Origin of the sequence: Xanthomonas hortorum pv. cynarae (genome assembly GCF_002939985.1) — a bacterium.
Classification (GTDB): Bacteria; Pseudomonadota; Gammaproteobacteria; order Xanthomonadales; family Xanthomonadaceae; genus Xanthomonas; species Xanthomonas hortorum_D.
In genome coordinates, this window is record NZ_MDFM01000001.1 from 24,184 (window position 1) to 45,194 (window position 21,011).

Sequence of the window (21,011 nt, forward strand, 5' to 3'; positions counted from 1 at the left end):
CATCATTGCAACATCCATCAGTGCAGCGTCCTGGGTACGCTCAGCACGAAGGCGGCGATCGGGGCGGTGAATTCGGTGCCATCGTCGGCCACCATGTCGTAGTGACCTTGCATCTGTCCCTGCTCGGTTTCCAGCAGCACGCCGGAGGTGTAGTTGAAGGCCTCACCCGGGCGCAGCCATGGCTGCTCGCCGACCACGCCTTCGCCATCCACCCGCTCGGTGCGTCCGTTGGCATCGGTGATCTGCCAATGGCGCGCGATCAGGCGCGCGGGCAGCGCGCCCGCGTTCTGGATGCGGATGCTGTAGGCGAAGGCATAGCGGCCTTCTTCCGGGGTCGATTGATGAGCGAGGAAGCGGGGCGACACCTCGACCTCGACCCGATAGCGCGGATCATCTTGCATGGGAAAAGTCTAAGGAAAACGATGTGGGAGGGGCGCTCAAGCCAGCTCGACATTGGCCAGACGGATGAAATCCGCGACCTCGAGTTGTTCGGCGCGTGCATCCGGGCGCACCTGCGCGGCCTCGAAATGCGCCGGTTCGCAGACCTCGGACAGGGCATTGCGCAAGGTCTTGCGGCGCTGCCCGAAGCCGGCGCGCACCACGTCGGCAAAGCGCCGGCGGTCCTTGATCAGCACCGTGGCCGGGTCGCGCGGCACCAGCCGCACCACCGCCGAGTCCACCTTGGGCGGCGGCCGGAACGCCCCGGGCGGCACCACGAACAACGCGGTGACCTCGCAGTACGCCTGCAGCATCACGCTCAGCCGGCCATAGACCTTGCTGCCGGGGCCGGCGGCCATGCGGTCGACCACTTCTTTTTGCAGCATGAAGTGCATGTCGGCCACCGCGCCTGCATGGTCCAGCGCATGGAACAGGATCGGCGAGGAAATGTTGTAGGGCAGGTTGCCGACCAGCCGGATCGGCGTGCCATTGGCCAGCGCGGTGAAATCCACGCTCAACACATCGCGATGGATGATGCTCAACGCGCCGATCGGTGCGGCGGCGTCGGTCAATGGCGCGATCAGGTCGCGGTCGAATTCGATCACGGTCAACGCGCCGTGCTTGCGCAGCAGCGGGAAGGTGATCGCACCCTGGCCAGGGCCGATTTCGACCAGATGCTGGCCGGCGCGCGGAGCCACTGCCTGCACGATGCGGTCGATGTAATACCGGTCGGCAAGAAAGTGCTGGCCAAGCGACTTCTTGGCCGGAGCGCTGAAGGAATGATTCATGTGCGCAGTTTAACGGAGCCAGTGCATGCAATCGGTGTCGTTTCTGACTGCCTGACGAATCTAACGGGCGATCGGCGGGCAAATGCGCACGCGATCAGGCATCGCTCAGCCGCGTGCGGCCAATCGCGCGCACAAGGCGGTCGCGGCCATCAGGCTGGACGGGTCGGCAATCCCGCGCCCGGCCAGCTCCAGCGCGGTGCCATGATCGACCGCCACGCGCGGGTAGGGCAGGCCGAGCGTGATATTCACCGCCTGCTCGAAGCCGCTGTACTTGAGCACCGGCAGGCCCTGGTCGTGATACATCGCCACCACCGCATCGAAACCGGTGAGCTTCTGCGGCAAAAATGCGGTGTCGGCCGGTAGCGGGCCGATCAGCTGCATGCCTTCGCCGCGCAGTTGCTCCAGCACCGGGATGATGATGTCCAGTTCCTCGCGGCCCAGATGCCCGTCTTCGCCGGCATGCGGATTGAGGCCGAGCACGGCGATACGCGGGTGTTCCAGGCCGAAGTCGCGCTGCAATGCCGCCGCAGTGATACGCAGGCAGCGTGCAACGGTATCGGCAGTGATCGCATCGGCCACCGCGCGCAGCGGCAGATGCGTGGTCACCAGCGCGACCCGCACGATCGCATTGGCCAGCATCATCACCACTGGGCAGCCGGCCTGTTCGGCCAGTAATTCGGTGGTGCCGGAATAAGGGATGCCGCCGGCATTGATCACCGCCTTGTGCACCGGGCCGGTGACGATGCCCTGCAACTTGCCGGACAGACAGTCGCCGGCCGCGCCACGCAGGCCGGCGATGACCGCCGCCGCGTTGGCAGGGTCGGGTGTGCCGAAGCGGGTTGCCACGGCCTGGCGGATCGGATGCAACGGCAGATCGCCGGGTGCACGCGCAGGTTGATCCGGATCGAGCAGGCGCACAGACAAGTACAGCGCCTTTGCGGCGCTGTGCAGGGTATCGGGATCGGCGTAGGCGATCAGGTGCGCATCGGAGCGCGGCCGCTGGGCGAGCCGGACACAGAGTTCCGGCCCGATCCCGGCCGGCTCGCCTGGCACCAGCGCGAGCGACGGGAGCATCGAATCAGCGCGTCGGCTGTGCCGGCGGCGGCGTCGGTGCGGAAGGCGCCGCAGGGTCTGCCGGCTTGGCCGGAGCGGCAGTGGCGTCGCCATCGGCACGGTCGCCGGTGCGGAAGCTCACATACGCTTCGCCGCGCAGTTCCTGCAGGTAGCGGTTGTACTCTTCTTCCAGCTTGCGACGGCCGATCGTTTCACGGATCTGCGCACGCTGGCTCTCGGCACTGACATCGGTCTGGCGGCTACCGACGCGCTGCACGATATGCCAGCCCGCCTGAGTGCGGAACGGCTCGGACACTGCGCCGTCTGCCAGGCCTTCGACCTGCTTGCCGAAATCCGGGCCGAACGCGTCGGCCGGGAACCAGCCCAGATCGCCACCCTGACCACGGCTATTGGTGTCTTCGGAAGACTCCTTCGCCGTGGCCTGGAAGTCGGCGCCACCGGTGATACGCGCACGCAGCGTATCGATCTTGGCCTTGGCCTGCGCCTCGGTCTGGTTGTCGCCGATACGTACCAGAATGTGGCGTGCGTTGTACTCAGTGACCAGTTTCTTTTCGCCACCGGCATTGGCGTCACGCATTTCCACCAGCTTGAGCAGCTGAAAGCCGCTCGGGCCGCGCAGCGGTCCGGCCACCTGGCCAGGCTGCATGTCGCGGATCAGCTGAGCGAACGCGTTGGGAATTTCGTCCAGGCTGCGCCAGCCCAGGTCGCCGCCTTCCAGTGCATTCGGGCTGTCCGAATAACGCACCGCAGCGGCCGAGAAATCCAGCTCGCCCTTGTCGATCAGTGCCTTCACGCCATCGACCTTTTTCTGGCCGGTGGCGATCTGTTCGGCGTTGGCGCCTTCCGGCAGGCCGACCAGAATGTGCGCCAGGTGATATTGGCTGCCGGTGGTGGCCTGTTGGGCCAACGCGGTATCCACTTCACCTTCACTCACGCTGATGCGGCTCTGCGCAAAGCTCTGGCGCAGGCGCTGCACGATGATTTCGTCGCGCACCGAGGCACGGAAGTCGCCATAGCCCATGCCATCGGCGGCCAGCTTCTGGCGCAAGCCATCCACCGTGGTGCCGTTCTGCTGCGCAATGCTGGCGATCGCCCGGTTGAGCTCCTCATCGCTGACGCGAATACCGGTGCTGTCGGCGCGGCCAACCTGCAACTTGACCAGCACCAGACGCTCGAGCACCTGACGCTGCAGGACATCGTCCGGCGGCAGCTGATTATCGCGGCCGGCGTACTGCGACTTGACGTTGCGCACAGCGCGATCGAGCTCGCTCTGCAGCACCACGTCTTCGTCCACGATGGCAGCGATGCGATCCAGTGGCTGGGATTGCTGTGCCGAGGCCATCGGCGAAACCGTGCTGGTGATCACCAGCAGCGAGGCAAGTAACACAGAGAAAGGCTTGGTCATGGAATCAAGTTCGGATCGTAATCGTCCGGATTAGTCGTGGTGTTGCTGGGCGGGACCAAGTACAGGTCGTCGCGGTAATAGCCGAGAATAGCACGGCGCAAAGTGCGGTCCGTGTTCTGCCCGAACGAGCTCAAGCCCTTCAGCACGAACTCCACCTGGATGGAGTTGTCCATCTCGCCGTTGCGGTTGCGCACGAACCGGCGCACCAGCCCACGCACGGCCAGACAGCAGCTGTCCCACTGCACGCCCCCGATGATTTCCAGCGGCTTGCGGTCCAGCAGCGAGTAGTAATAACGACCGACAGCGCTCCAGGTGGGATTGATCGGATACAGAAACGAGAAATCAGCCTGCTTGAGCTGATCGCTTTCGTCGATCAGGTTGCGCCGGTAGCGATATGCCAGGTTGATGACGCCGTCGTTGTTGAGCAGATAACGCGTGCGCAGGCTGGCCAGATCTTCCTTGCGCGAGTTGGGGTTCCACTGATAGGTGGCGCCCATCGACCAGCGATCGTTGATCATGTAGTTGGCATCGGCCACCCAGGCGGACTTGCCCTGTTCGATGGTCTGCTCGCTACCGGCCGCCGAGTTGGTGCTGTTGTTGATGGTGACCAGCGAATCGTTGAAGTACAGGATCTGGCCTGCACTCAACGACAACTTCTCGCGACCATCGTCCTGGCGCAGCCAGCGCGAGGTCACCGCCAAGGTCAACTGGTTGGCATCGTTCTGGCGGTCGGCACCGGTGTAGCGCGAATCGCGGAACAGTTGGCCGTAGCTGAAAGTAAACGGACGCGTATCGAAGACCGGCAGGTCGTCCTGGTCGCGGTAGGGCACGTACAGGTAATACATGCGCGGCTCCAACGTATTGAGATAGTTGGTGCCGAACAGCGAGGTCTCGCGGTCGAAATACAGACCGGCATCCACCGAGGCGATCGGGAGGCTGCGTGAGGGCGAGCGATCGCCGGTCAGCGGCGCCGTGTTGGCCAGCGTCGAATCCAGCTGGTACGTGGTATAGCGCCAGGCCACGGTCGGCGTCAGGAACCACGCCGCACCTGACAAAGGCATCGAGATGTAAGGCTTGATATCCAGGCGTGAGCCGCTGCCGTATTCCTTGTTACGGATATTGGTGCGGACGTAATCGTCCCCGTCGTCGCCGTTGGTGTTTCCGTCCCTAGGGGGCTGGACAAAGTAAGAGTCGTCGTGGGTAAAGCGCACCGCTTCCGCATACACGCCAGCTTCGAAAATGCCGAACGGCTTCTCCCAGGTGAAATACGCACGCGGTTGCCGGTTGTAGGGCAGTGACTGCTCATCAAGCGTGTAGTCGGTCAGCTGCCAGCGGTCTGCCATCAGGCCCGCGGTCCAGGTCTCGCCGGTGCCGTAGATGCCCACGGTGCTTTGCAAGCTGGAGGCCGAGCCCATGCCGTTGATGCGGCTGGTGAAGTCCTCCACATAGCGCGTGTCGCTGACCCAGGCAATGCTGCTGCGCGCCTGCCAGTACTTGTTGACGTTGTGATAGCCGCTGTAGAAGACGCTGCCACGGTCCTTGTCGCGCAACTTGTCGTTGGGCAGATAGTTGCCGGTGATCTCGCCGCGGCCGCCCTCGTACAGATAACGGAATTCGGTACCGAACATGAAACCGCGCTTGCTCATGTAGCGCGGCAGCAGCGTGGCGTCGTAATTCGGCGCCAGGTTGAGGTAGATCGGCTGCAGGTAATCGAAGCCGTTGCGGCCGGACAGGCCGAACTGCGGGAACAGCAGGCCGGTCATGCGGCGGTCGTCGATCGGAAACTTGAACCACGGGAAGTACAGCACCGGCACCTTGCCGATCTGCAGCACGGCGTTGCGCGCGGTACCGAAGCCTTCTTCGTTGTCGACGTCGATCTCCGGCGCGCGAACGCGCCATATCGGCTGCGAGGGATCGCAGGTGGTATAGGTCGAGCGGTGCATCTGCCCGACCTGGCCCTGCAGGTCCACCGATTCCGCCGCGCCATTACCGCGGCGATCCACCAACTGGTACTGGATGTTGCTGACCTTGTGGGCGTCGGTATCCTGATTGCCTTCGGCGCGGTCGGCGACCATGCGGAAGGAAGTGTCCTGATAGCGCACGTTGCCTTCGGCGATGTAATTGCCGGTCTCGGTGTCCATGCGCAGGTTGTCCGCACCCAGGAACTGGTCGCCGCGCTTGAGCGCCACGTTGCCCTGGTATTGCGGGGTGGTGCTGGTGCCGGACAGCTGATCGCCTTCGATATCGGTGGGCAGCTGTTGGCGCATCTCGGCAGCCTTGGCATCGGCGGCCGGGGCGCCGTCGAAACCGGGAAGCGGGTCCACGGCAGGGCACAATCCCCAGTTCAGCGGCTTGTCGGCAGCCATGGCCGGGAGGCAGATGGCAATGCTCAAAGGCAGGGGCAGCAGGCGAAGGACTCGGCGCACGCGTGGGTTCAACCAGTAAAATGGCGACTAGCTTGCCGTATACCCCGCATGGGGGCAATGAAAAGCCCCCGCATCGGGAGGGCGAGGTTCATCGCAATGGGTGGCGCGACCAACGCGCCGTTGGGGTTCAACGCAGTGCGGCCACGTGCGCCACGCTGCTCTCGCGCAAGGCTTGCAGGTCGTAGCCGCCCTCCAGCATGGAGACGACGCGGCCGCGCGCATGCCGTTCGGCCAGGGTGCGCAAGGCACGGGTCAGCCAGGCAAAATCGTCGGCGTCGAGCATCAGATCGGCCAGCGGGTCGCGCAGATGCGCATCGAAGCCGGCAGAGATCAGGATCAGCTGCGGGCGGAAGGCATCGATCAGCGGCAGCATCTCGTCTTCCCACACGTTGCGGAAGCGCAGCCCGTCACTGCCCGGTGGCAGCAGCAGGTTGTGGATATTGCCTATGCCACGCTCGTAGACGCTGCCCGAATGCGGATACAACCCGGACTGGTGGGTGCTGAGGTATTGCACGGTCGGGTCGCGCTCGAAGATCGCCTGCGTGCCGTTGCCGTGGTGCACGTCGAAATCCACGATGGTGATCCGCTCCAGCCCATGCCGGTCGCGCGCATGCGCGGCAGCCAGCGCAATGTTGTTGAACAGGCAAAAGCCCATCGACACCTGGCCGGTAGCATGGTGGCCCGGCGGGCGCACCGCGCAAAAGGCGGTACGGGCGAGGTCCTGCATCACCGCATCCACCGCGGCGATGCCGGCACCTGCCGCGCGCAAGGCGGCCGCGCGCGAGCCGGGCGACATCACGGTGTCCACATCGAGCCGGTGATGGCCTTCGAAGGCGGTTTCCAGTACCGCATCGACCTGTTCGCGCTCGTGCACCCGGCACAGGTCGCCGAGCTTGGCCAGCGGCGCCTCACGCCAGTCCAGATCCGGGAAGGCGTCGCGCAGGGCATCGACCACCGCTTCCAGACGGGCGGGGCGCTCGGGATGCTCGGGGCCGGCGTCGTGGCCGAGGCAGGCGGGATGGGTAAAGACCAACATGTTGCAAATCTAGCCTGTCCGCCGTGCCATGTGCAGATCAGCCGCGCCGGCGGTCGTGCCGCCACAGCACTTCCTGCTGGCCATCGGCACGCGCCAGCACGCGGGCGAGTACGAACAACAGGTCGGACAGGCGATTCAAATAGCCGATCGCCTCGCTGCGCACTTCCTCCTGACGCGACAGCGCAACGGTCTCGCGTTCGGCCCGGCGCACGATGGTGCGGGCCAGATGGCAACGTGCGGCCGCTTCGCCACCGGCCGGCAGGATGAATTCCTGCAGCGGGGGAAGCGTGTCGTTGAAGTGATCGAGTTGACGCTCCAGCGCCTCGATATCGGCGGCGTCGATAGCTGCATGCCCGGGGATGCACAGCTCGCCACCCAGATCGAACAACTGGTGCTGGATGGTCGTCAGCAGCGCGGCGATCGGCTCCGGCATGCCCGGGGCGGCCAGCAATACGCCGATGGCCGAATTGGCTTCGTCCACGGTGCCGTAGGCAGTGACGCGCAGCGCGTCCTTGCCGGTGCGGCTGCCGTCGCCCAGACCGGTGCTGCCGTCGTCGCCGGTGCGCGTATAGATGCGTGAGAGCCGGTTGCCCATCTCAGCCGGCCTGGGTCTGGCCGTGCGCGCTGGTCAGGCGCTCGGCGGCAACCTGGATCACCGCGGCCGCCGCAACGTAGAGCGCGGCGCTGCGCAGGTAAGGCCCCAGCCAGTCGGTGTAGTTCTTGAACCAGCCGGCGACGGTCGGCTCGGCCACGCTGGCGCTGATCCAGTAGAAGCTGCCCTGGGCGATCAGCTGGCATAGCGCCACGGCGATCAGCAGTGCAGGCACAAGTCTGGCCAGCGCGCTCCACTCGGCGCCGCGGTAATGCCGGCGCAGCCAGACGCCACCGGCCCACAGCGCGAAATACGCCGGGATCAGGCACCAGTAAGCGGGCGACACGCAGTAGTGCTGCCAGAAGCTCAGGCCCTGCCGGGTGATCACCAGCCAGTCCACCGCCACCGCCAGCAGCATCAGCAGCGGGAACGCCAGTTTGCTGCGCGCGGCCAGATGGAATCCGCCAATGAAAAACACCGCCCACGAGGCGTCCGGGACCGGCGCGAAGTGGTTGATCCGCGTGGCCGCCATCGCAATGGCGAGCAGACTCAAAATCAGGGTGTCGTGCGAGCGAGGAGTCATGCGCGAAAGGAGCCGGATCACAGGCCCGGGAGTGTAGCGTGGAACCCGCCGCGCCACGCGCGCCTGGCGCGTCAAGCTGTCCCACCCGATCACGCCAACAGGCCATGGGCGAAGGCTTATCATGTGGGGATGACACACCTACATGACGTTCTGATCGTGGGCGGCGGCCTGGTCGGCTCCAGCCTGGCGATCGCGCTGGACCGCATCGGCCTGGATGTCGGGCTGGTGGAAGCCACCCCGGCCGGCACTCCGCCAGCGGTGTTCGACCAACGTAACCTCAGTTTTGCCGCCGCCACCGTCAACGCGCTCGGCGTACTTGGGGTGATGGCCAAGCTGCGCAGCCCGCCGGGGCCGATCCGGCGCATCCATGTCAGCCGCGCCGGCGACTTTGGCCGGGTGCAGCTGGACGCCGCCGACTACGGGCGCGACAGCTTCGGCCAGGTGGTGGTGGCGCGCGACTTCGGTGACGCCTTGCAGGCACGCCTGGACGAACTGACCCATCTACGCCGTTATCGCCCGGCGCGTTGCATCGGGGTCGAACCGGTGCAGGACGGCCTGCGCGCACTGCGCCTGTCTACCGATGAAGGCGAGCAGCTTGTGCGGGCCAGGCTGGTGGTCGGCGCCGATGGCCGCGACAGCGCAGTGCGCGAGCTGCTGCATATCGGCAGCGAAGCGCACGACTTTTTCCAGACCCTGTTCGTCGCGCGGGTGCGCGCATCCAAGCCGCCGGATGGCACCGCGTGGGAGCGCTTCGGCGAGCACGGGCCAACGGCATTACTGCCGCGCGGCGACCGACATTACGGCGCCATCCATTGCGTGGCGCGTGCCGACGCCGAGGCGGTGGCTGCGCTCGACGAGGCCGGCTGGCTGGCCCGCCTGCAGCGCGCGGCCGGTTGGCGCGCCGGGCGTTTTGTCGCCAGCGGCGAGCGCAGCGCGTATCCGTTGGTGCAGGTGCTGGCCACCAATCTGCTGGCCGAACGTGTGGTGCTGATCGGCAATGCGGCGCAGACGCTGCACCCGATCGGCGCGCAAGGCTTCAACCTCGGCTTGCGCGATGCGCTGACGCTGGCCGAATTGATCGAACACGATCGCAGCGATGCCGGTGCCGGCGCGCTGTTGAGCGAGTATCTGGCGCGTCGGCGGGTGGACCGCGAACAGACCATCGGGTTTTCCAGCGGATTAGCACGGCTCACCGGCAATCCGGCGCCGTTGCTGCGGCCGTTGCGCAGTCTCGGGCTGCTGGCCACCTCGCAGGCAGCGCCGCTGCAATCGATGCTGGTCGGCGGGGCGATGGGCTTCCGTGGCGACGTGCCGCAGCTGTGCCGGGGGATTGCATGAGCCGCCGCAGCACCCGCGATGCGTTGATCGTCGGCGGTGGCGTGGTCGGTGCCGCCTGCGCGCTGGCCCTGGCCGATGCGGGCTTGAGCGTCGCTTTAGTCGAAGGCCGCGAGCCTGCGCAGTGGCGCGCAGAGCAACCCGATCTGCGCGTGTACGCCTTTGCCGCTGACAACGCGGCGCTGCTCGACAGCCTGGGCGTGTGGAAGGCCGTGCGCGCCGCACGCGTGCAGCCGTACCGGCGCATGCGGGTCTGGGACGCAGGCGGTGGCGGCGAATTGAGTTTCGATGCCGACACGCTGGGCCGCGAACAACTTGGCTGGATCGTCGAACACGCGTTGCTGGTCGATCGCCTGTGGGCCGCCGTGCATGCCGCAGGCATCGCAGTGCATTGCCCGGCGCGCGTGACCGAGCTGGAGCAGGACGCAAGCAGCGTGCGCCTGCGCCTGGATGACGGCAGTCGGCTGGAGGCGGCGATTGCGATTGCCGCCGATGGCGCGGCATCCACGTTGCGCGAGTTGATCGGCCTGCCGGTGGCGCGGCATGCCTATGCACAGCGCGGCGTGGTCGCGTTCGTGGAGACCGATCAGCCGCATCACTCCACCGCATGGCAGCGCTTTTTGACCACCGGCCCGCTGGCATTCCTGCCGTTCGCCGATGGCCGCAGTTTGATCGTGTGGACCTTGCCGGATGCCGAAGCCGAGCGCGTGTTGGCGCTCGACGATGCCGACTTCTCGCGCGAGTTGACCCAGGCCTTTGCCGCGCGACTGGGCGACGTGCGCGTGGTGTCTGCGCGCGCGGCATTTCCGCTGCAGCGGCAGTTGGTGGAGCAGTACGTCAGCGGCCGCGTGCTGACCTTGGGCGACGCCGCACACGTGGTGCATCCGCTGGCCGGGCAGGGCGTCAATCTGGGCCTGCGCGATGTGGCGGCGTTGCGCGATGAGGTGCGCAACGCGCTCGCAAAGCGTGCCGACTGGGCCGCCCCACATCGCCTGCAGCGCTGGGCACGCACGCGGCGCAGCGAAAACACCGTTGCCGCGTATGGCTTCGACGCGATCAACACGGTGTTCTCCAACGACGAGATGCATGTGACCCTGCTGCGTGGCACGGTGCTGGGGGTGGCGGGCAAGCTCCCGCCGTTGGTGGATCTGCTGTGGAAGCGCGCGTCCGGCAACGCGTGAGCGCACCGCGTTGACGGTCTGCTGGCCGCTATGTTCCAGCGTTAATAGCGAAGGCCGCAGTTTCCATACGACGGACGCGCCCGGGCTGGCTACAGTCGGGCCATGACCTCCGCCGTTTCCGCACGACTCAACCCGCCGCTGCTCCTGCTGAGCGGGCTGCTGTGTGACGCCAGCATCTGGGACGCGCAACGTGCGGCGCTGGCGGACATCGCCGAGGTGCGCGTGCTCGATTTCCCGGGCATCGACAGCGTGCAGCAGATGGCTGCACAGGCATTGGCCGCGGCGCCTGACCAGTTTGCGCTGGCCGGTCATTCGATGGGCGGCCGGGTGGCGCTGGAGATCGTGCGGCAGGCGCCGGCGCGCGTGCAGCGTCTGGCGCTGCTGGACACCGGCGTGCATCCGGCGCACGCGCAGGAGCATGCGCAGCGCGGTGCGCTCGTGGAGCTTGCGCGCCGTGACGGCATGCAGGCGCTGGCCCGCCAGTGGTTGCCGCCGATGCTGCACCCCGACCGCCACGACGACGCCGAACTGATGCAGGCACTGGTCGCCATGGTCATGCGGCAGACCCCGCAGAGCTATGCCGCCCAGGTGACCGCGCTACTGAATCGGCCCGATGCCGCGCCCGTGCTGGCGCAGGTGCATTGCCCGACGCTGCTTGGCGTGGGCCGGCAAGACAGCTGGAGTCCGCTGGAACGTCATCAGGACATGGCGCGGCAGATCCCGCACGCGCAGCTGGTGGTGTTCGAGCACAGCGGGCATATGACGCCGGTGGAAGCGCCTGCTGCGGTCAGTGCCGCGCTGCGCGATTGGCTGGCTGCATGACCACCGTCTCCCCGTGCGGCGTCACACCCATCGGCTCGCGAATGCACGTCCGCTGACGTCAGCGTCGCCCGCCACTTTTTTTCTCGTATCACCCATTGCCAGTGAGGCCACCGCGTGTCCCCAGACGCTTCGATCATCGTTGCTTGCGAACAGCTGATCCGCCGGTTCGCCTTGCACAACGATCGCCATGAACATGACGCACTGGCTGCGTTGTTCACCGCAGATGGCGTCTTTGCAAGGCCTAGCGCACCAGACGCGCCCGTGCATGGGCGCGAGGCGATCCGCGAGGCATTCCGTGCACGGGCGCCGCGCAGAACTTGCCATCTCATGCTCAATACCCTGGTCAGCGTGCACTCAGACGCATTGGCCCATGCACACAGCTACGTGGCGCTGTACAGCGCACCACAGGCCATCGCCCCGCCGCCGTGGACCACACAGGCGCCGGCATTGATTGGCACGTTCGACGATGTGCTGGTGCGCCAGGACGACCACTGGCTGTTCAAACAACGCCTCGGCGCATTGCTGGTGCGCGTGGAAGCGCACTAGACACCCACCACCGCTGTTCAACGGTGCCCCCGGCGAACCCGGGTGGCATCGCACCACTGCTCCTCCCCCCTGTCGCGTTGCCTCAATCGCCCATCCTTATCGGAGAATCGCCTAGTGGAACGCGCACGCTTGTCTGTTGGTCGTCGTCCTTCATCGTCCCGGTCGCGCCGCCAGCATGCGGGCAGGCTGGCCCTCTTGCTTGGCACGCTGGCACCGGCGGTCGTCCTCGCGCAGGCAGCGCCCGACACAGTGGCCATGCCGCAGGGCATCAACCTGGGCGGCACCAGTTTCATGGATGGCTTCGGCTCCACCACGCCGGGCTGGACGGTGCTGGAATACCTGCGTTACTACGACTTGAACACGATCAAGAATGCGCGCGGGGATAACTCGCCTGCGTTTCGCGACCCGCAGGTCGGGGTCAGCGCCTTACTGACCCAGTTGATCTACGTGACGCCGTATTCGCTGGGGCGCGGTTCGCTGAGTTTCAACACCATCATCCCGCTGGTGAACTACGACACCTCGTTCGCAGCCGACAGCCCGGTGCGATTGAGCAGCAATGGGTTTGGCATGGGCGATATTTCGTTCGGTCCGGCGCTGCAGATGCCGCCGGTCATGCGGGACGGGCGTGTGTTCTTCTTTCAACGCTTTGCGCTGGATCTGTTCGCACCGGTCGGCAAGTTCGATCGCGACATTGCCATCAACCAGGGTACTGGCTTTTGGTCGATCGCACCGCACTGGGCATTCACGGTGCAGCCCACCGATAACTGGGAAATCAGTGCGCGCATCAACTATCTCTACAATTTCCGCACCGACCGTGCCGGTGGCGTGCCGCCGATCCCGGGCTTTCGGTTTCGCAATGGCCAGGCCGGCGACGCGGTCTGGGTCAACTTTGCCAGCTCGGTGAAAGTGAGCGAGCAACTGCGCGTGGGTGTGAACGGCTATTTCCTGCAGCAGCTCAAAGACAACCGGACCAATGGCGCGCGCGTGGCGGACAGCAAGCGCATGCAGCTGTATCTGGGGCCCGGGCTGTCATGGCGCGTGGATGCAAAGAACCTGTTCAACCTCAACCTTTACATCCCGCTGGACGTGGAGAATTCGGTCGCCGGTAACAGCGTGAACCTGATGTACGTGCATTCGTTGTAGTGCGGCCCAACGGCGTGCATGCGGGCGCAAAGTCGGCATGCACGTGACGTGCAGCGCGGGGGGGACGTGACTCGCACTGCGCGCCTGCGCAACGCAAGGGAGCTGGCGCGCGTGAGTGTTGACGTCGGCTGCCTTCGCGGTTTGGCCGCGCTGAAAACGCAACCGAGCCGCAGAGTTACATCCCCATGCTGTGCCGCTGCGTGTTGGCATGCTCGCGGAACAACAGTTCGGCGCGCGCGCCGTCGCGTTGCTCGATGGCCGACACGATCGCCCCATGTTGCCGATGCCCGTAATACAGATCGTCGTAGGCCAGCGTCGGCGAGCGTTGCCCGAACACCACGTTGGTGGGGCTGACAAACGGGACCAGCGTGCAACGGTCCACCGTCTCAATCAGGATCGGTTTGTCGGCCGCCATCACGATCATGCGGTGGAACCGCGCGTTCATCTCGCCGTAGGCCAGTTCGTCGCTGGCATCCAGGGTGCGCTTGGCCAGAATGCGGTCACCCTCGTCCAGGCAGGCATGCAGGGCGGCGAGCAGGGCGGCAGAGGCGCCTTGTTCGGCCACGGCGCGTGCGGCCATACCTTCCATCAGCGCCCGGACCGCCAGCGCGTCCAGGCTCTCCTGCTGGCTGAAACGCCGCACCGCATAACCGCGGTTGCCCGTCTGTACCAGCAGGCCTTCCTGGCACAGCGCCGGCAATGCCTGCCGGATGGGGGTGCGGGAAATGGCCAGACGCTCTGCCAAGGCCGCTTCGGTGATGCGTTCGCCCGGGGCATAGGTGCCGCACAGGATCAATTCGCGTAGTTGCTGGACCGCTTGCAATCGGTGGTTGTTCGCCATTGGCTCCATTCTCTCGCGCCGTACCGCAGCGCACGTTCCTTCGAGCGGGGAAACTTGCAATTACGTGTATAAAAACCTTGCGGATGAGAACGCTTGATGGCAATTTGGATCCCAAGGATACCGTTTTGGCGGTCCGGAGTCGTTGGTCTTCCTTCTTTGGGATCCATTGCGTCGCTGATCCCGACTCAACCAATGACGCGCGTTTGGCCCCAAAAGCGGCCGGCCTGCGTCGCAGGAGTGCAACATGGCAAGCATCATCGGCGGCATCGGAACCTCCCACGTTCCCACCATCGGGGTGGCCTACGACAAGGGCAAACAGCAGGATCCGCTCTGGAAGCCGCTGTTCGACGGTTACACACCGGTGGCCGCCTGGTTGGCCGAACAACAGGCCGACGTGCTGGTGTTCTTCTACAACGACCATTGCACGACCTTCTTCTTCGATCTGTACCCGACCTTCGCACTGGGCATCGGCGAGCGCTTTCCGGTCGCCGATGAAGGTGCGGGGCTGCGCAATCTGCCGCCGATCCGCGGCGATGTGCAGCTGCAGGCGCATATCGCCGAATGTCTGGTCAACGACGAATTCGACCTGACCGTGTTCCAGGACAAGCCCATCGACCACGGCTGTGCGGCGCCATTGCCGCTGCTGTGGCCGCACGTGCCCGACTGGCCGGGCACGGTGGTGCCGATCGCCATCAACGTGCTGCAGTACCCGCTGCCGACTGCGCGCCGCTGCTACCGCCTGGGCCAGGCGGTACGTCGCGCGATCGAATCCTATCCGGAAGATCTCAAGGTGGTGGTGGTGGGCACCGGCGGGCTCTCGCATCAGATCCATGGCGAACGCACCGGCTTCAACAACACCGAGTGGGACATGGAATTTCTGGATCGCTTCCAGCACGAGCCGGAATCGCTGACCGAACTGACCCACACCGATTACGTGCGCCTGGGCGGTGCCGAGAGCGTGGAGCAGATCATGTGGCTGGCGATGCGCGGTGCCATGGACGGGCCGATCCGCAAGCTGCATCAGAACTACTACCTGATGACCACCACTGCGATGACCGTGGTGCTGTACGAGCCTGGCGAAGAAGCCGCCGGCGCGCTGCGCTCGGCAGAGTTGCTCGCGCACACCGCGAACGCGGCATGAGGACCTGACGATGAATCCGCAAGTACAGGGCATGGAGCAGATCGGCGGCACCTACGTGTTCGATCTGCGCACCAGCAACCGCGCGCTGCGCATCAATCGTTTCTTTTGGCACATGATCCGCGCCCCTTGGCGCGATCGTTTTTTGCAGGATGCCGAAATGCTGATGCAGGAAGCCGAGCTCACCGATCAGGAAAAAGCGCTGATCCGTGCGCGCGACTGGCTCGGCCTGGTGCAGTATGGCGCCAATTTTTTTGTGATCGAGAAATTTGCACGCGTGGTGCGCATGACCAATCTGCAGGTTTACGCCATCATGCGCGGCGAATCTTTCGACGACTTCATGCAGACGCGGCGTGTGCCCGATGCACGCTGATCTGCACGCGTCGGCCCTTTGCCGCAGCGCGGCTTCACCCGACTTCCCAAACGTAAGGTCCTCCCCATGACCATGTCCTCTGTGTTCTTCGAACACCGCATCAAGGTCCGGCATCTACGTGTCATCGAGGCGCTGGACCGGCAAAAAAGCCTGTTGCGCGCCTCACGCGTATTGAACGTCACCCAGCCCGCATTGACGCGCGCCCTGCAGGAGATCGAAGAGATCGTCGGCGCGCCGTTGTTCGAGCGCCATTCGCGCGGCGTGCGCCCCAATGCGATGGGCGAGGTGCTGGTACAGACCGCGCATGTCGTTCTTGGCCAGCTACGGCGTGCGCAAGATACCTTCGAGGGTCTGTTGCAGGACGATGCGCTCACCATCACGGTGGGCGCATTGCCGGTGGCGGCAAGCGGATTGTTGCCGGCCGTGCTGGCCGCGTTGTACCGCGCCGAGCCAACGTTGCGGGTGCGCCTGCTGCACGGGCGTACCGACGAGTTGCTGCCCAAGCTGGCCGGCAACGAGATCGACCTGGTCGTGGGTCGGCTGTATCCGCTGGCCCGTTACGATGCGCTGATCCGCAAGGTGCTGTACCAGGATCCGATCGCCTTGGTCGCGCGCAGCGATCACCCCTTGTTTGCCAACGGCCCGGTGCGCATTGCCGAAGCGGTCGCCTACCGGCAGGTGTTGCCGACGTTGAGCCAGCATGTGGAGCGCGATGTGGCCCAGGTGATGCGCGAACACGGCCTGGCCACGCGCGATCAGTTGCGTTCCAGCTCGGCCAGTTTCACCCGCGAGATTTTGCTCGGCACCGACAGCATTGCGGTGATGCCGAGCATGATGGTGGCCGGCGATATCGCACGTGGCGAGCTGCGCGCCTTCCAGCTGCAGCAGCCCTCGCAGGCGCGGGCCGGCGGGGTGATCTATCGCGATGGCGCAGCGATCCATAAACCCGGCGTGCGCTTGCTGATGCGCGAGCTGGAGCACCAGTTGGGGGTGATGGCCGAGCAGGGTGCGGTGTGGGTGGATGAGCAGATCGGCGAAGACGACATGCTGCTGGACGCGTCTGCGTAATCGACTGATGGTGTCACGAGAAGGGCTTGATGCGTGCTGTCGATCACTGCGCTGTGGGTCTGATGCAAGCGAACAACGGGTAGCCCAGGCTGCCCGTTTTGTTGTGTGCGGCCAGATTGTGTGCGGCCAAGTCGTCCGCATCCGGCCGCTGAATTGATGGCTTGAAGATGGCTGGGCGCAGCACGCGCCCAACGCATATCACGCCTCCTTCGCCAATGCCTCTTTCAAACGCGCCTTCTGCAATTTGCCGGTCGCGGTGCGTGGCAGCGTCTCGACGACGCGCAGGTGTTTGGGCACCTTGTACTTGGCCAGGCGTTCGACCAGATAGGCGCGGATCTGGTCCAGATCCGGTGCCTCATCGGTGGGCACGATTGCCAGATAACCGACTTCGCCCCACTGCTGGTCGGCGATGCCCACCACCGCGCATTCGCGCACTTGCGGATGCTCGGCGAGCACGGCTTCGATTTCTGCCGGATAGACGTTCTCGCCGCCGGAAATGAACATGTCTTTCTTGCGGTCGACGACCCAGAAAAAACCATCCGCATCGCGCTGCACGATGTCGCCGCTGCGGAACCAGCCGTGCTCATCGAGCGCCTCGGCGCTTGCCTGCGGGTCGCGCCAATAACCGGGGCTGAGATTGGGCCCGCGCAGCAACAGCTCGCCGGGGACACCGGCCGGGCAGTCGTTGCCATCGCCATCGACCACGCGCGTTTGCACCGCCGGTGTCGAAATGCCGACCGCGCCGAGCTTGTTGCGGATCACCGCGCAGTCCACCGACATGCCGAATACCGTGCCGGCCTCGCTCATGCCGAAACCGCACACCATCGGGATGCCGTCGTCCAACCAGCCGAGCAGATCCTCGCTGGCATGTGGCGCGCCGCCGCTGACCAGCGCGGTCAGGTGACGCAGCGAGGCCGCATCGAAACCGGGCTGGCTGCGGAAGGCCTGCATCATCTGCGGCACGCCGACGTAATGCGTGATTCCCAGCGATTGATCGCTCAGCCAGCCCAGGGTACGTTTTGGTTCGAAGCGGCTGGACACCTGGATCGAGCCGCCGACGGCCAATACCGGGCGCACATTGGTGACCAGACCGATGATATGGAACATCGGCGCCTCGCACAGAAAGCTGCTGGTCGCATCCACGCGGGTGGTGACGCCGAAGTTGTGCGCCACCTGTTGCAGGTTCTGCTCGCTCAGCATCACGCCTTTGGGCTGTCCCGAGGTGCCGGAGGTGAACAGGATCAGGCTGACGCGATCGGGCGGAATCGGCGCGGTGTCGGCGGGTTCGAGTGCGTTGGCCTCTTCAATGAAGTCGGTCAGCGGCACGACATCTGCGCGCCCGGCGGCGACGTCATCGCCTAAAAACAGGCCAGGTTCTGCGCGTTGTAACAAGGCATCCAACTCGCCCGCACTCAATCGCCAGTTGAGCGGCACATAGATCGCGCCGACCCGCCCGCAGGCGAAATGCAGCGCCACCTGCCAGACCGAATTACGTGCCAGCACCGCCACGCGTTCGCCATCCACACAGCCGCGCGCTTGCAGTAATGCGGCGAAGCGGCCGATCAATGCATCGAGTTCGGCGTAGGTCCATTGCGCGCCGAGCAACAGGTCGCGTGCGGCGAGCGTGTGTGGCGCAAGGCGGGCGTGAAAAGCGATCGAGTCGGTCGGCATGGTCATGGCGTGGTCTTCCGGAGTGCGGAGTTGGGGAGTGACTGGCGTGAGTGCGACTGCTGAGAGCTGAAGGTTGAACGTGGCTGACAAAGGTGTCCGACAGAACGTAGCGAGCGTTTATGTAGCGGACGCATCGTTGTGCCGATGGAGGTTCTAACTGAGATAAATGGTCCTGGTTTCAAGAAATGCGTGCAGGCCTTCGATACCGCCTTCGCGGCCGATACCGGAATTCTTGAACCCACCGAATGGCATCTCGATATCCACCCACATGCCATTGATGCAATGGCTGCCGCTGCGCACACGGCGTGCGATGCGATACGCGCGCTCGGGATCTTCGCTGTAGACCGTGCCGTGCAGACCGAAGTCACTGGCATTGACCTTGGCGATCAGGTCGGCGCCGTCGTGATAATCGATAAAGCTGACCACCGGGCCGAAGATCTCTTCGCGCGCGATGGTCATGTCCGGTGTCACCTCGGCAAATACCGTTGGCTCGATAAAGAAACCGCGCGGCAAGTGCGTCGGACGACCGCCACCCATGACCAGGCGCGCACCCTCGGCGCTGCCTTGCGCGATGTAGGACTGCACGCGCTCGAGCTGGCGGCCAAGCGCCAACGGGCCCATGCCGGTATCGGCAGCGAACGGGTCGCCGAGCTTGAGCGCACTCAATGCCGCGCAATAGGCTTGCAGGATCTCTTCGCGCCGCTGCGCCGGCACCAGCACGCGAGTGAGCGCGAAGCACACCTGGCCGGTGATCGGCATGGAGTAGGGCACCAGGCTGGGCAGCACCTTGGCCAGATCGGCATCGTCGAGCACGATCGCTGCGGATTTGCCGCCCAGCTCCAGCCCGACCCGCGCTAACCGCTGCGCGCAGGAAACGCCGATCGCTCGGCCCGCCTGGGTGGAACCGGTAAAGCTCACCTTGTCCACCTGCGGATGACGGATCAGCTGTTCGCCGACCTCGCGACCGGCCGGCAACAGATTGAACACGCCATCGGGGACACCGGCGGCGCTGATGCATTCGGCCAGGATGTAGGCATCGATCGGCGTTTCCGGGGAGGGCTTGGCCACCACCGTGCAACCGGCGGCCAATGCGGCGGCGACCTTGTAGCAGAGCAGCACCAATGGGGCGTTCCATGGCGTGATCGCTGCGACCACGCCGACCGGTTCTTGCACGACATGCACGCGGCCACCGTTGGCGCGTGCACGCGGCTCCACGAACGGATGAGTGGCGATCAGGTCGCCGTAGTAATCGAACAGGCCGGGCGCTTGCTGCGAGGCGCGGCGGCTGAAGCCGATGGTGGCGCCGACCTGGCCGGTCCAGGCCTCGGCCAGTTCCGGCATGCGTGCACGCAGGTGTTCGGCAACGCGCTTGAGCACCACGCCACGTTCGGGCGGCGACAGTTGTGGCCAGGGGCCGCTGTCGAACGCGGCACGCGCAGCAGCGACTGCTGCATCGGTATCGGCAGAGGAGGGTTCGGTGTAACGCAGCAGGCGCTCTTCGGTGTGCGGCGCGATCACATCGACATGGCGATCGCCGGTGCTGGCGCGCCACTGACCATCGATGAACAGACCCAAAGGCCCACGCGCGGCAATCCCGCGCAGGGTTGCGGACAAGGCTTCCATACTGCCTCCTCGGTGCGAAAAACCACTGGCAGCGCCAGCGATGCGTGTGCTGCACGCATCGCGTCAGACGCCGTAGGCGTTACTCAGGCGCTGTTTTTAGTGAGGTCGTATTCGCCCAGGCCGGGCTTGTAGCTCTTCTCGTCGATGAACTGACGGATGCCTTCCTTGCGGGCGTTGTTGTCGAACGAATTGGCCGCTTCCTGCATGCGCACCAGATAATCTTCGGCTTCGTCGTAGGTCATGGTGCCGACACGGCGCACCGCATCTTTTGCGTATTTCAGTGCGACGGGGTTTTTCTTGAGCAGCAACTCGGCCACTTCGCGGGTGCGCGTTTCCAGCCGTTCCAGCGGCACGCTTTCGTTGACCAGGCGCCATTCGGCAGCTTTCTTGCCGTCCACCATTTCGCCGGTCAGCGTCATCCACATCGCATCGCGCATGGACAGCAATTCCACTGCGACCTTGGTGACGCCGCCGCCGGGCAGGATGCCCCAGTTGATTTCCGACAGGCCGAACTGCGCCTCGTCGGCGGCAATCGCCAGGTCGCAGGCGAACAGCGGGCCGAAACCGCCGCCGAAGCACCAGCCGTTGACCATGGCGATGGTCGGCTTCTGGTACCAGCGCAGGCGGCGGAACCAGCCGTAGGATTCGCGCTGCGAGCGGCGTACGCCACGCAGGCCCTGGGCTTCGGTTTCGCGGAAATATTCCTTCAGGTCCATGCCGGCCGACCAGGCGGTGCCTTCGCCACCGAGCACCAGTACGCCGACGTTGTCGTCGAATTCCAGCTCGTCCAGCACATCCATCATGCGGCGATTGAGCGCCGGGCTCATCGCATTGCGCTTGTCGGGGCGTGCAAACTTCACCCAGGCAATGCGGTTTTCGATGCGGACCGATACCACGTCATGCTCGTTCAAGCGGCGTCTCCTTGGAG

20 protein-coding genes are annotated in these 21,011 nt (G+C 65.2%); 8 read left to right on the forward strand and 12 right to left on the reverse strand.

Translation table 11 applies throughout. The features are described from left to right. Positions 1–17: 17 nt before the first annotated feature. The 8 genes from apaG to XcyCFBP4188_RS00160 all read right to left on the reverse strand — a co-directional run bounded on the left by apaG (position 18) and on the right by XcyCFBP4188_RS00160 (position 8,342). On the reverse strand, positions 18–401 hold the full coding sequence (gene apaG, locus XcyCFBP4188_RS00125; RefSeq protein WP_006451488.1) for a Co2+/Mg2+ efflux protein ApaG: 384 nt from the start codon (positions 399–401) through the stop codon (positions 18–20). 36 nt (positions 402–437) lie between these two features. Then, the gene (gene rsmA / locus XcyCFBP4188_RS00130; protein ID WP_006451489.1) at positions 438–1,226 is read right to left on the reverse strand and encodes a 16S rRNA (adenine(1518)-N(6)/adenine(1519)-N(6))-dimethyltransferase RsmA; all 789 of its coding nucleotides are present in this window, start codon (positions 1,224–1,226) and stop codon (positions 438–440) included. A 105-nt stretch (positions 1,227–1,331) separates the two neighbouring features. Next, the gene (pdxA, locus tag XcyCFBP4188_RS00135) at positions 1,332–2,300 is read right to left on the reverse strand and encodes a 4-hydroxythreonine-4-phosphate dehydrogenase PdxA (protein WP_104591462.1); all 969 of its coding nucleotides are present in this window, start codon (positions 2,298–2,300) and stop codon (positions 1,332–1,334) included. 4 nt (positions 2,301–2,304) lie between these two features. Then, on the reverse strand, positions 2,305–3,705 hold the full coding sequence (locus XcyCFBP4188_RS00140) for a peptidylprolyl isomerase (RefSeq protein ID WP_006451491.1): 1,401 nt from the start codon (positions 3,703–3,705) through the stop codon (positions 2,305–2,307). Next, entirely contained in the window at positions 3,702–6,131 is a 2,430-nt protein-coding gene (gene lptD / locus XcyCFBP4188_RS00145; protein WP_043909593.1) for an LPS-assembly protein LptD, read from the reverse strand. Before lptD ends, XcyCFBP4188_RS00140 begins: the two co-directional genes overlap by 4 nt. A 127-nt stretch (positions 6,132–6,258) precedes the next feature. Next, entirely contained in the window at positions 6,259–7,167 is a 909-nt protein-coding gene (locus tag XcyCFBP4188_RS00150; RefSeq protein ID WP_006451493.1) for a histone deacetylase family protein, read from the reverse strand. A 37-nt stretch (positions 7,168–7,204) separates the two neighbouring features. Beyond that, the gene (locus XcyCFBP4188_RS00155) at positions 7,205–7,762 is read right to left on the reverse strand and encodes a cob(I)yrinic acid a,c-diamide adenosyltransferase (protein WP_006451494.1); all 558 of its coding nucleotides are present in this window, start codon (positions 7,760–7,762) and stop codon (positions 7,205–7,207) included. A gap of 1 nt (position 7,763) precedes the next feature. After that, the gene (locus XcyCFBP4188_RS00160) at positions 7,764–8,342 is read right to left on the reverse strand and encodes a hypothetical protein (protein WP_006451495.1); all 579 of its coding nucleotides are present in this window, start codon (positions 8,340–8,342) and stop codon (positions 7,764–7,766) included. A 129-nt stretch (positions 8,343–8,471) separates the two neighbouring features. Here XcyCFBP4188_RS00160 and ubiH point away from each other — a divergent pair, with 129 nt between their 5' ends. The 5 genes from ubiH to XcyCFBP4188_RS00185 all read left to right on the forward strand — a co-directional run bounded on the left by ubiH (position 8,472) and on the right by XcyCFBP4188_RS00185 (position 13,369). Then, on the forward strand, positions 8,472–9,680 hold the full coding sequence (ubiH, locus tag XcyCFBP4188_RS00165; protein ID WP_046932141.1) for a 2-octaprenyl-6-methoxyphenyl hydroxylase: 1,209 nt from the start codon (positions 8,472–8,474) through the stop codon (positions 9,678–9,680). Continuing rightward, complete coding sequence (locus tag XcyCFBP4188_RS00170; protein WP_104591463.1) at positions 9,677–10,858, forward strand: UbiH/UbiF family hydroxylase; 1,182 nt, start codon at positions 9,677–9,679, stop codon at positions 10,856–10,858. Before ubiH ends, XcyCFBP4188_RS00170 begins: the two co-directional genes overlap by 4 nt. A 102-nt stretch (positions 10,859–10,960) precedes the next feature. Then, on the forward strand, positions 10,961–11,680 hold the full coding sequence (locus XcyCFBP4188_RS00175) for an alpha/beta fold hydrolase (RefSeq protein ID WP_006449029.1): 720 nt from the start codon (positions 10,961–10,963) through the stop codon (positions 11,678–11,680). Positions 11,681–11,794: 114 nt separating this feature from the next. Beyond that, the gene (locus XcyCFBP4188_RS00180) at positions 11,795–12,226 is read left to right on the forward strand and encodes a nuclear transport factor 2 family protein (RefSeq protein ID WP_043907455.1); all 432 of its coding nucleotides are present in this window, start codon (positions 11,795–11,797) and stop codon (positions 12,224–12,226) included. Between the two features lie 114 nt (positions 12,227–12,340). Beyond that, on the forward strand, positions 12,341–13,369 hold the full coding sequence (locus XcyCFBP4188_RS00185) for a SphA family protein (RefSeq protein ID WP_043907453.1): 1,029 nt from the start codon (positions 12,341–12,343) through the stop codon (positions 13,367–13,369). 175 nt (positions 13,370–13,544) lie between these two features. Here the strand turns inward: XcyCFBP4188_RS00185 and XcyCFBP4188_RS00190 are convergent, their stop codons facing one another. Beyond that, positions 13,545–14,219, reverse strand: a complete 675-nt coding sequence (locus tag XcyCFBP4188_RS00190; protein WP_006449026.1) for a GntR family transcriptional regulator — start codon at positions 14,217–14,219, stop codon at positions 13,545–13,547. Between the two features lie 235 nt (positions 14,220–14,454). Between XcyCFBP4188_RS00190 and XcyCFBP4188_RS00195 the strand changes: the two genes are divergently transcribed. From XcyCFBP4188_RS00195 to XcyCFBP4188_RS00205, 3 genes are all read left to right on the forward strand, one after another. Next, positions 14,455–15,351, forward strand: coding sequence for a gallate dioxygenase (locus XcyCFBP4188_RS00195; RefSeq protein WP_006449025.1), 897 nt, complete (start codon positions 14,455–14,457; stop codon positions 15,349–15,351). Between the two features lie 10 nt (positions 15,352–15,361). Continuing rightward, on the forward strand, positions 15,362–15,721 hold the full coding sequence (locus XcyCFBP4188_RS00200; protein WP_006449024.1) for a protocatechuate 3,4-dioxygenase subunit alpha: 360 nt from the start codon (positions 15,362–15,364) through the stop codon (positions 15,719–15,721). Positions 15,722–15,787: 66 nt separating this feature from the next. Continuing rightward, positions 15,788–16,789: a LysR substrate-binding domain-containing protein gene (locus XcyCFBP4188_RS00205; protein ID WP_006449023.1), complete on the forward strand. Its 1,002-nt coding sequence runs from the start codon at positions 15,788–15,790 to the stop codon at positions 16,787–16,789. 198 nt (positions 16,790–16,987) lie between these two features. On the opposite strand, the gene XcyCFBP4188_RS00210 is transcribed toward XcyCFBP4188_RS00205, so the two are convergent. The 3 genes from XcyCFBP4188_RS00210 to XcyCFBP4188_RS00220 form a co-directional block, all read right to left on the reverse strand. Continuing rightward, positions 16,988–18,466 carry an AMP-binding protein gene (locus XcyCFBP4188_RS00210; protein ID WP_104591465.1) on the reverse strand — a complete coding sequence of 493 codons (1,479 nt, stop codon included), beginning with the start codon at positions 18,464–18,466 and terminating at the stop codon, positions 16,988–16,990. A gap of 147 nt (positions 18,467–18,613) precedes the next feature. Further along, positions 18,614–20,083 (reverse strand): aldehyde dehydrogenase, encoded by a 1,470-nt coding sequence (locus XcyCFBP4188_RS00215; RefSeq protein ID WP_104591466.1) that lies wholly within the window; start codon positions 20,081–20,083, stop codon positions 18,614–18,616. 83 nt (positions 20,084–20,166) lie between these two features. Then, positions 20,167–20,994 (reverse strand): p-hydroxycinnamoyl CoA hydratase/lyase, encoded by an 828-nt coding sequence (locus XcyCFBP4188_RS00220; RefSeq protein WP_006449020.1) that lies wholly within the window; start codon positions 20,992–20,994, stop codon positions 20,167–20,169. Positions 20,995–21,011 lie beyond the last annotated feature (17 nt).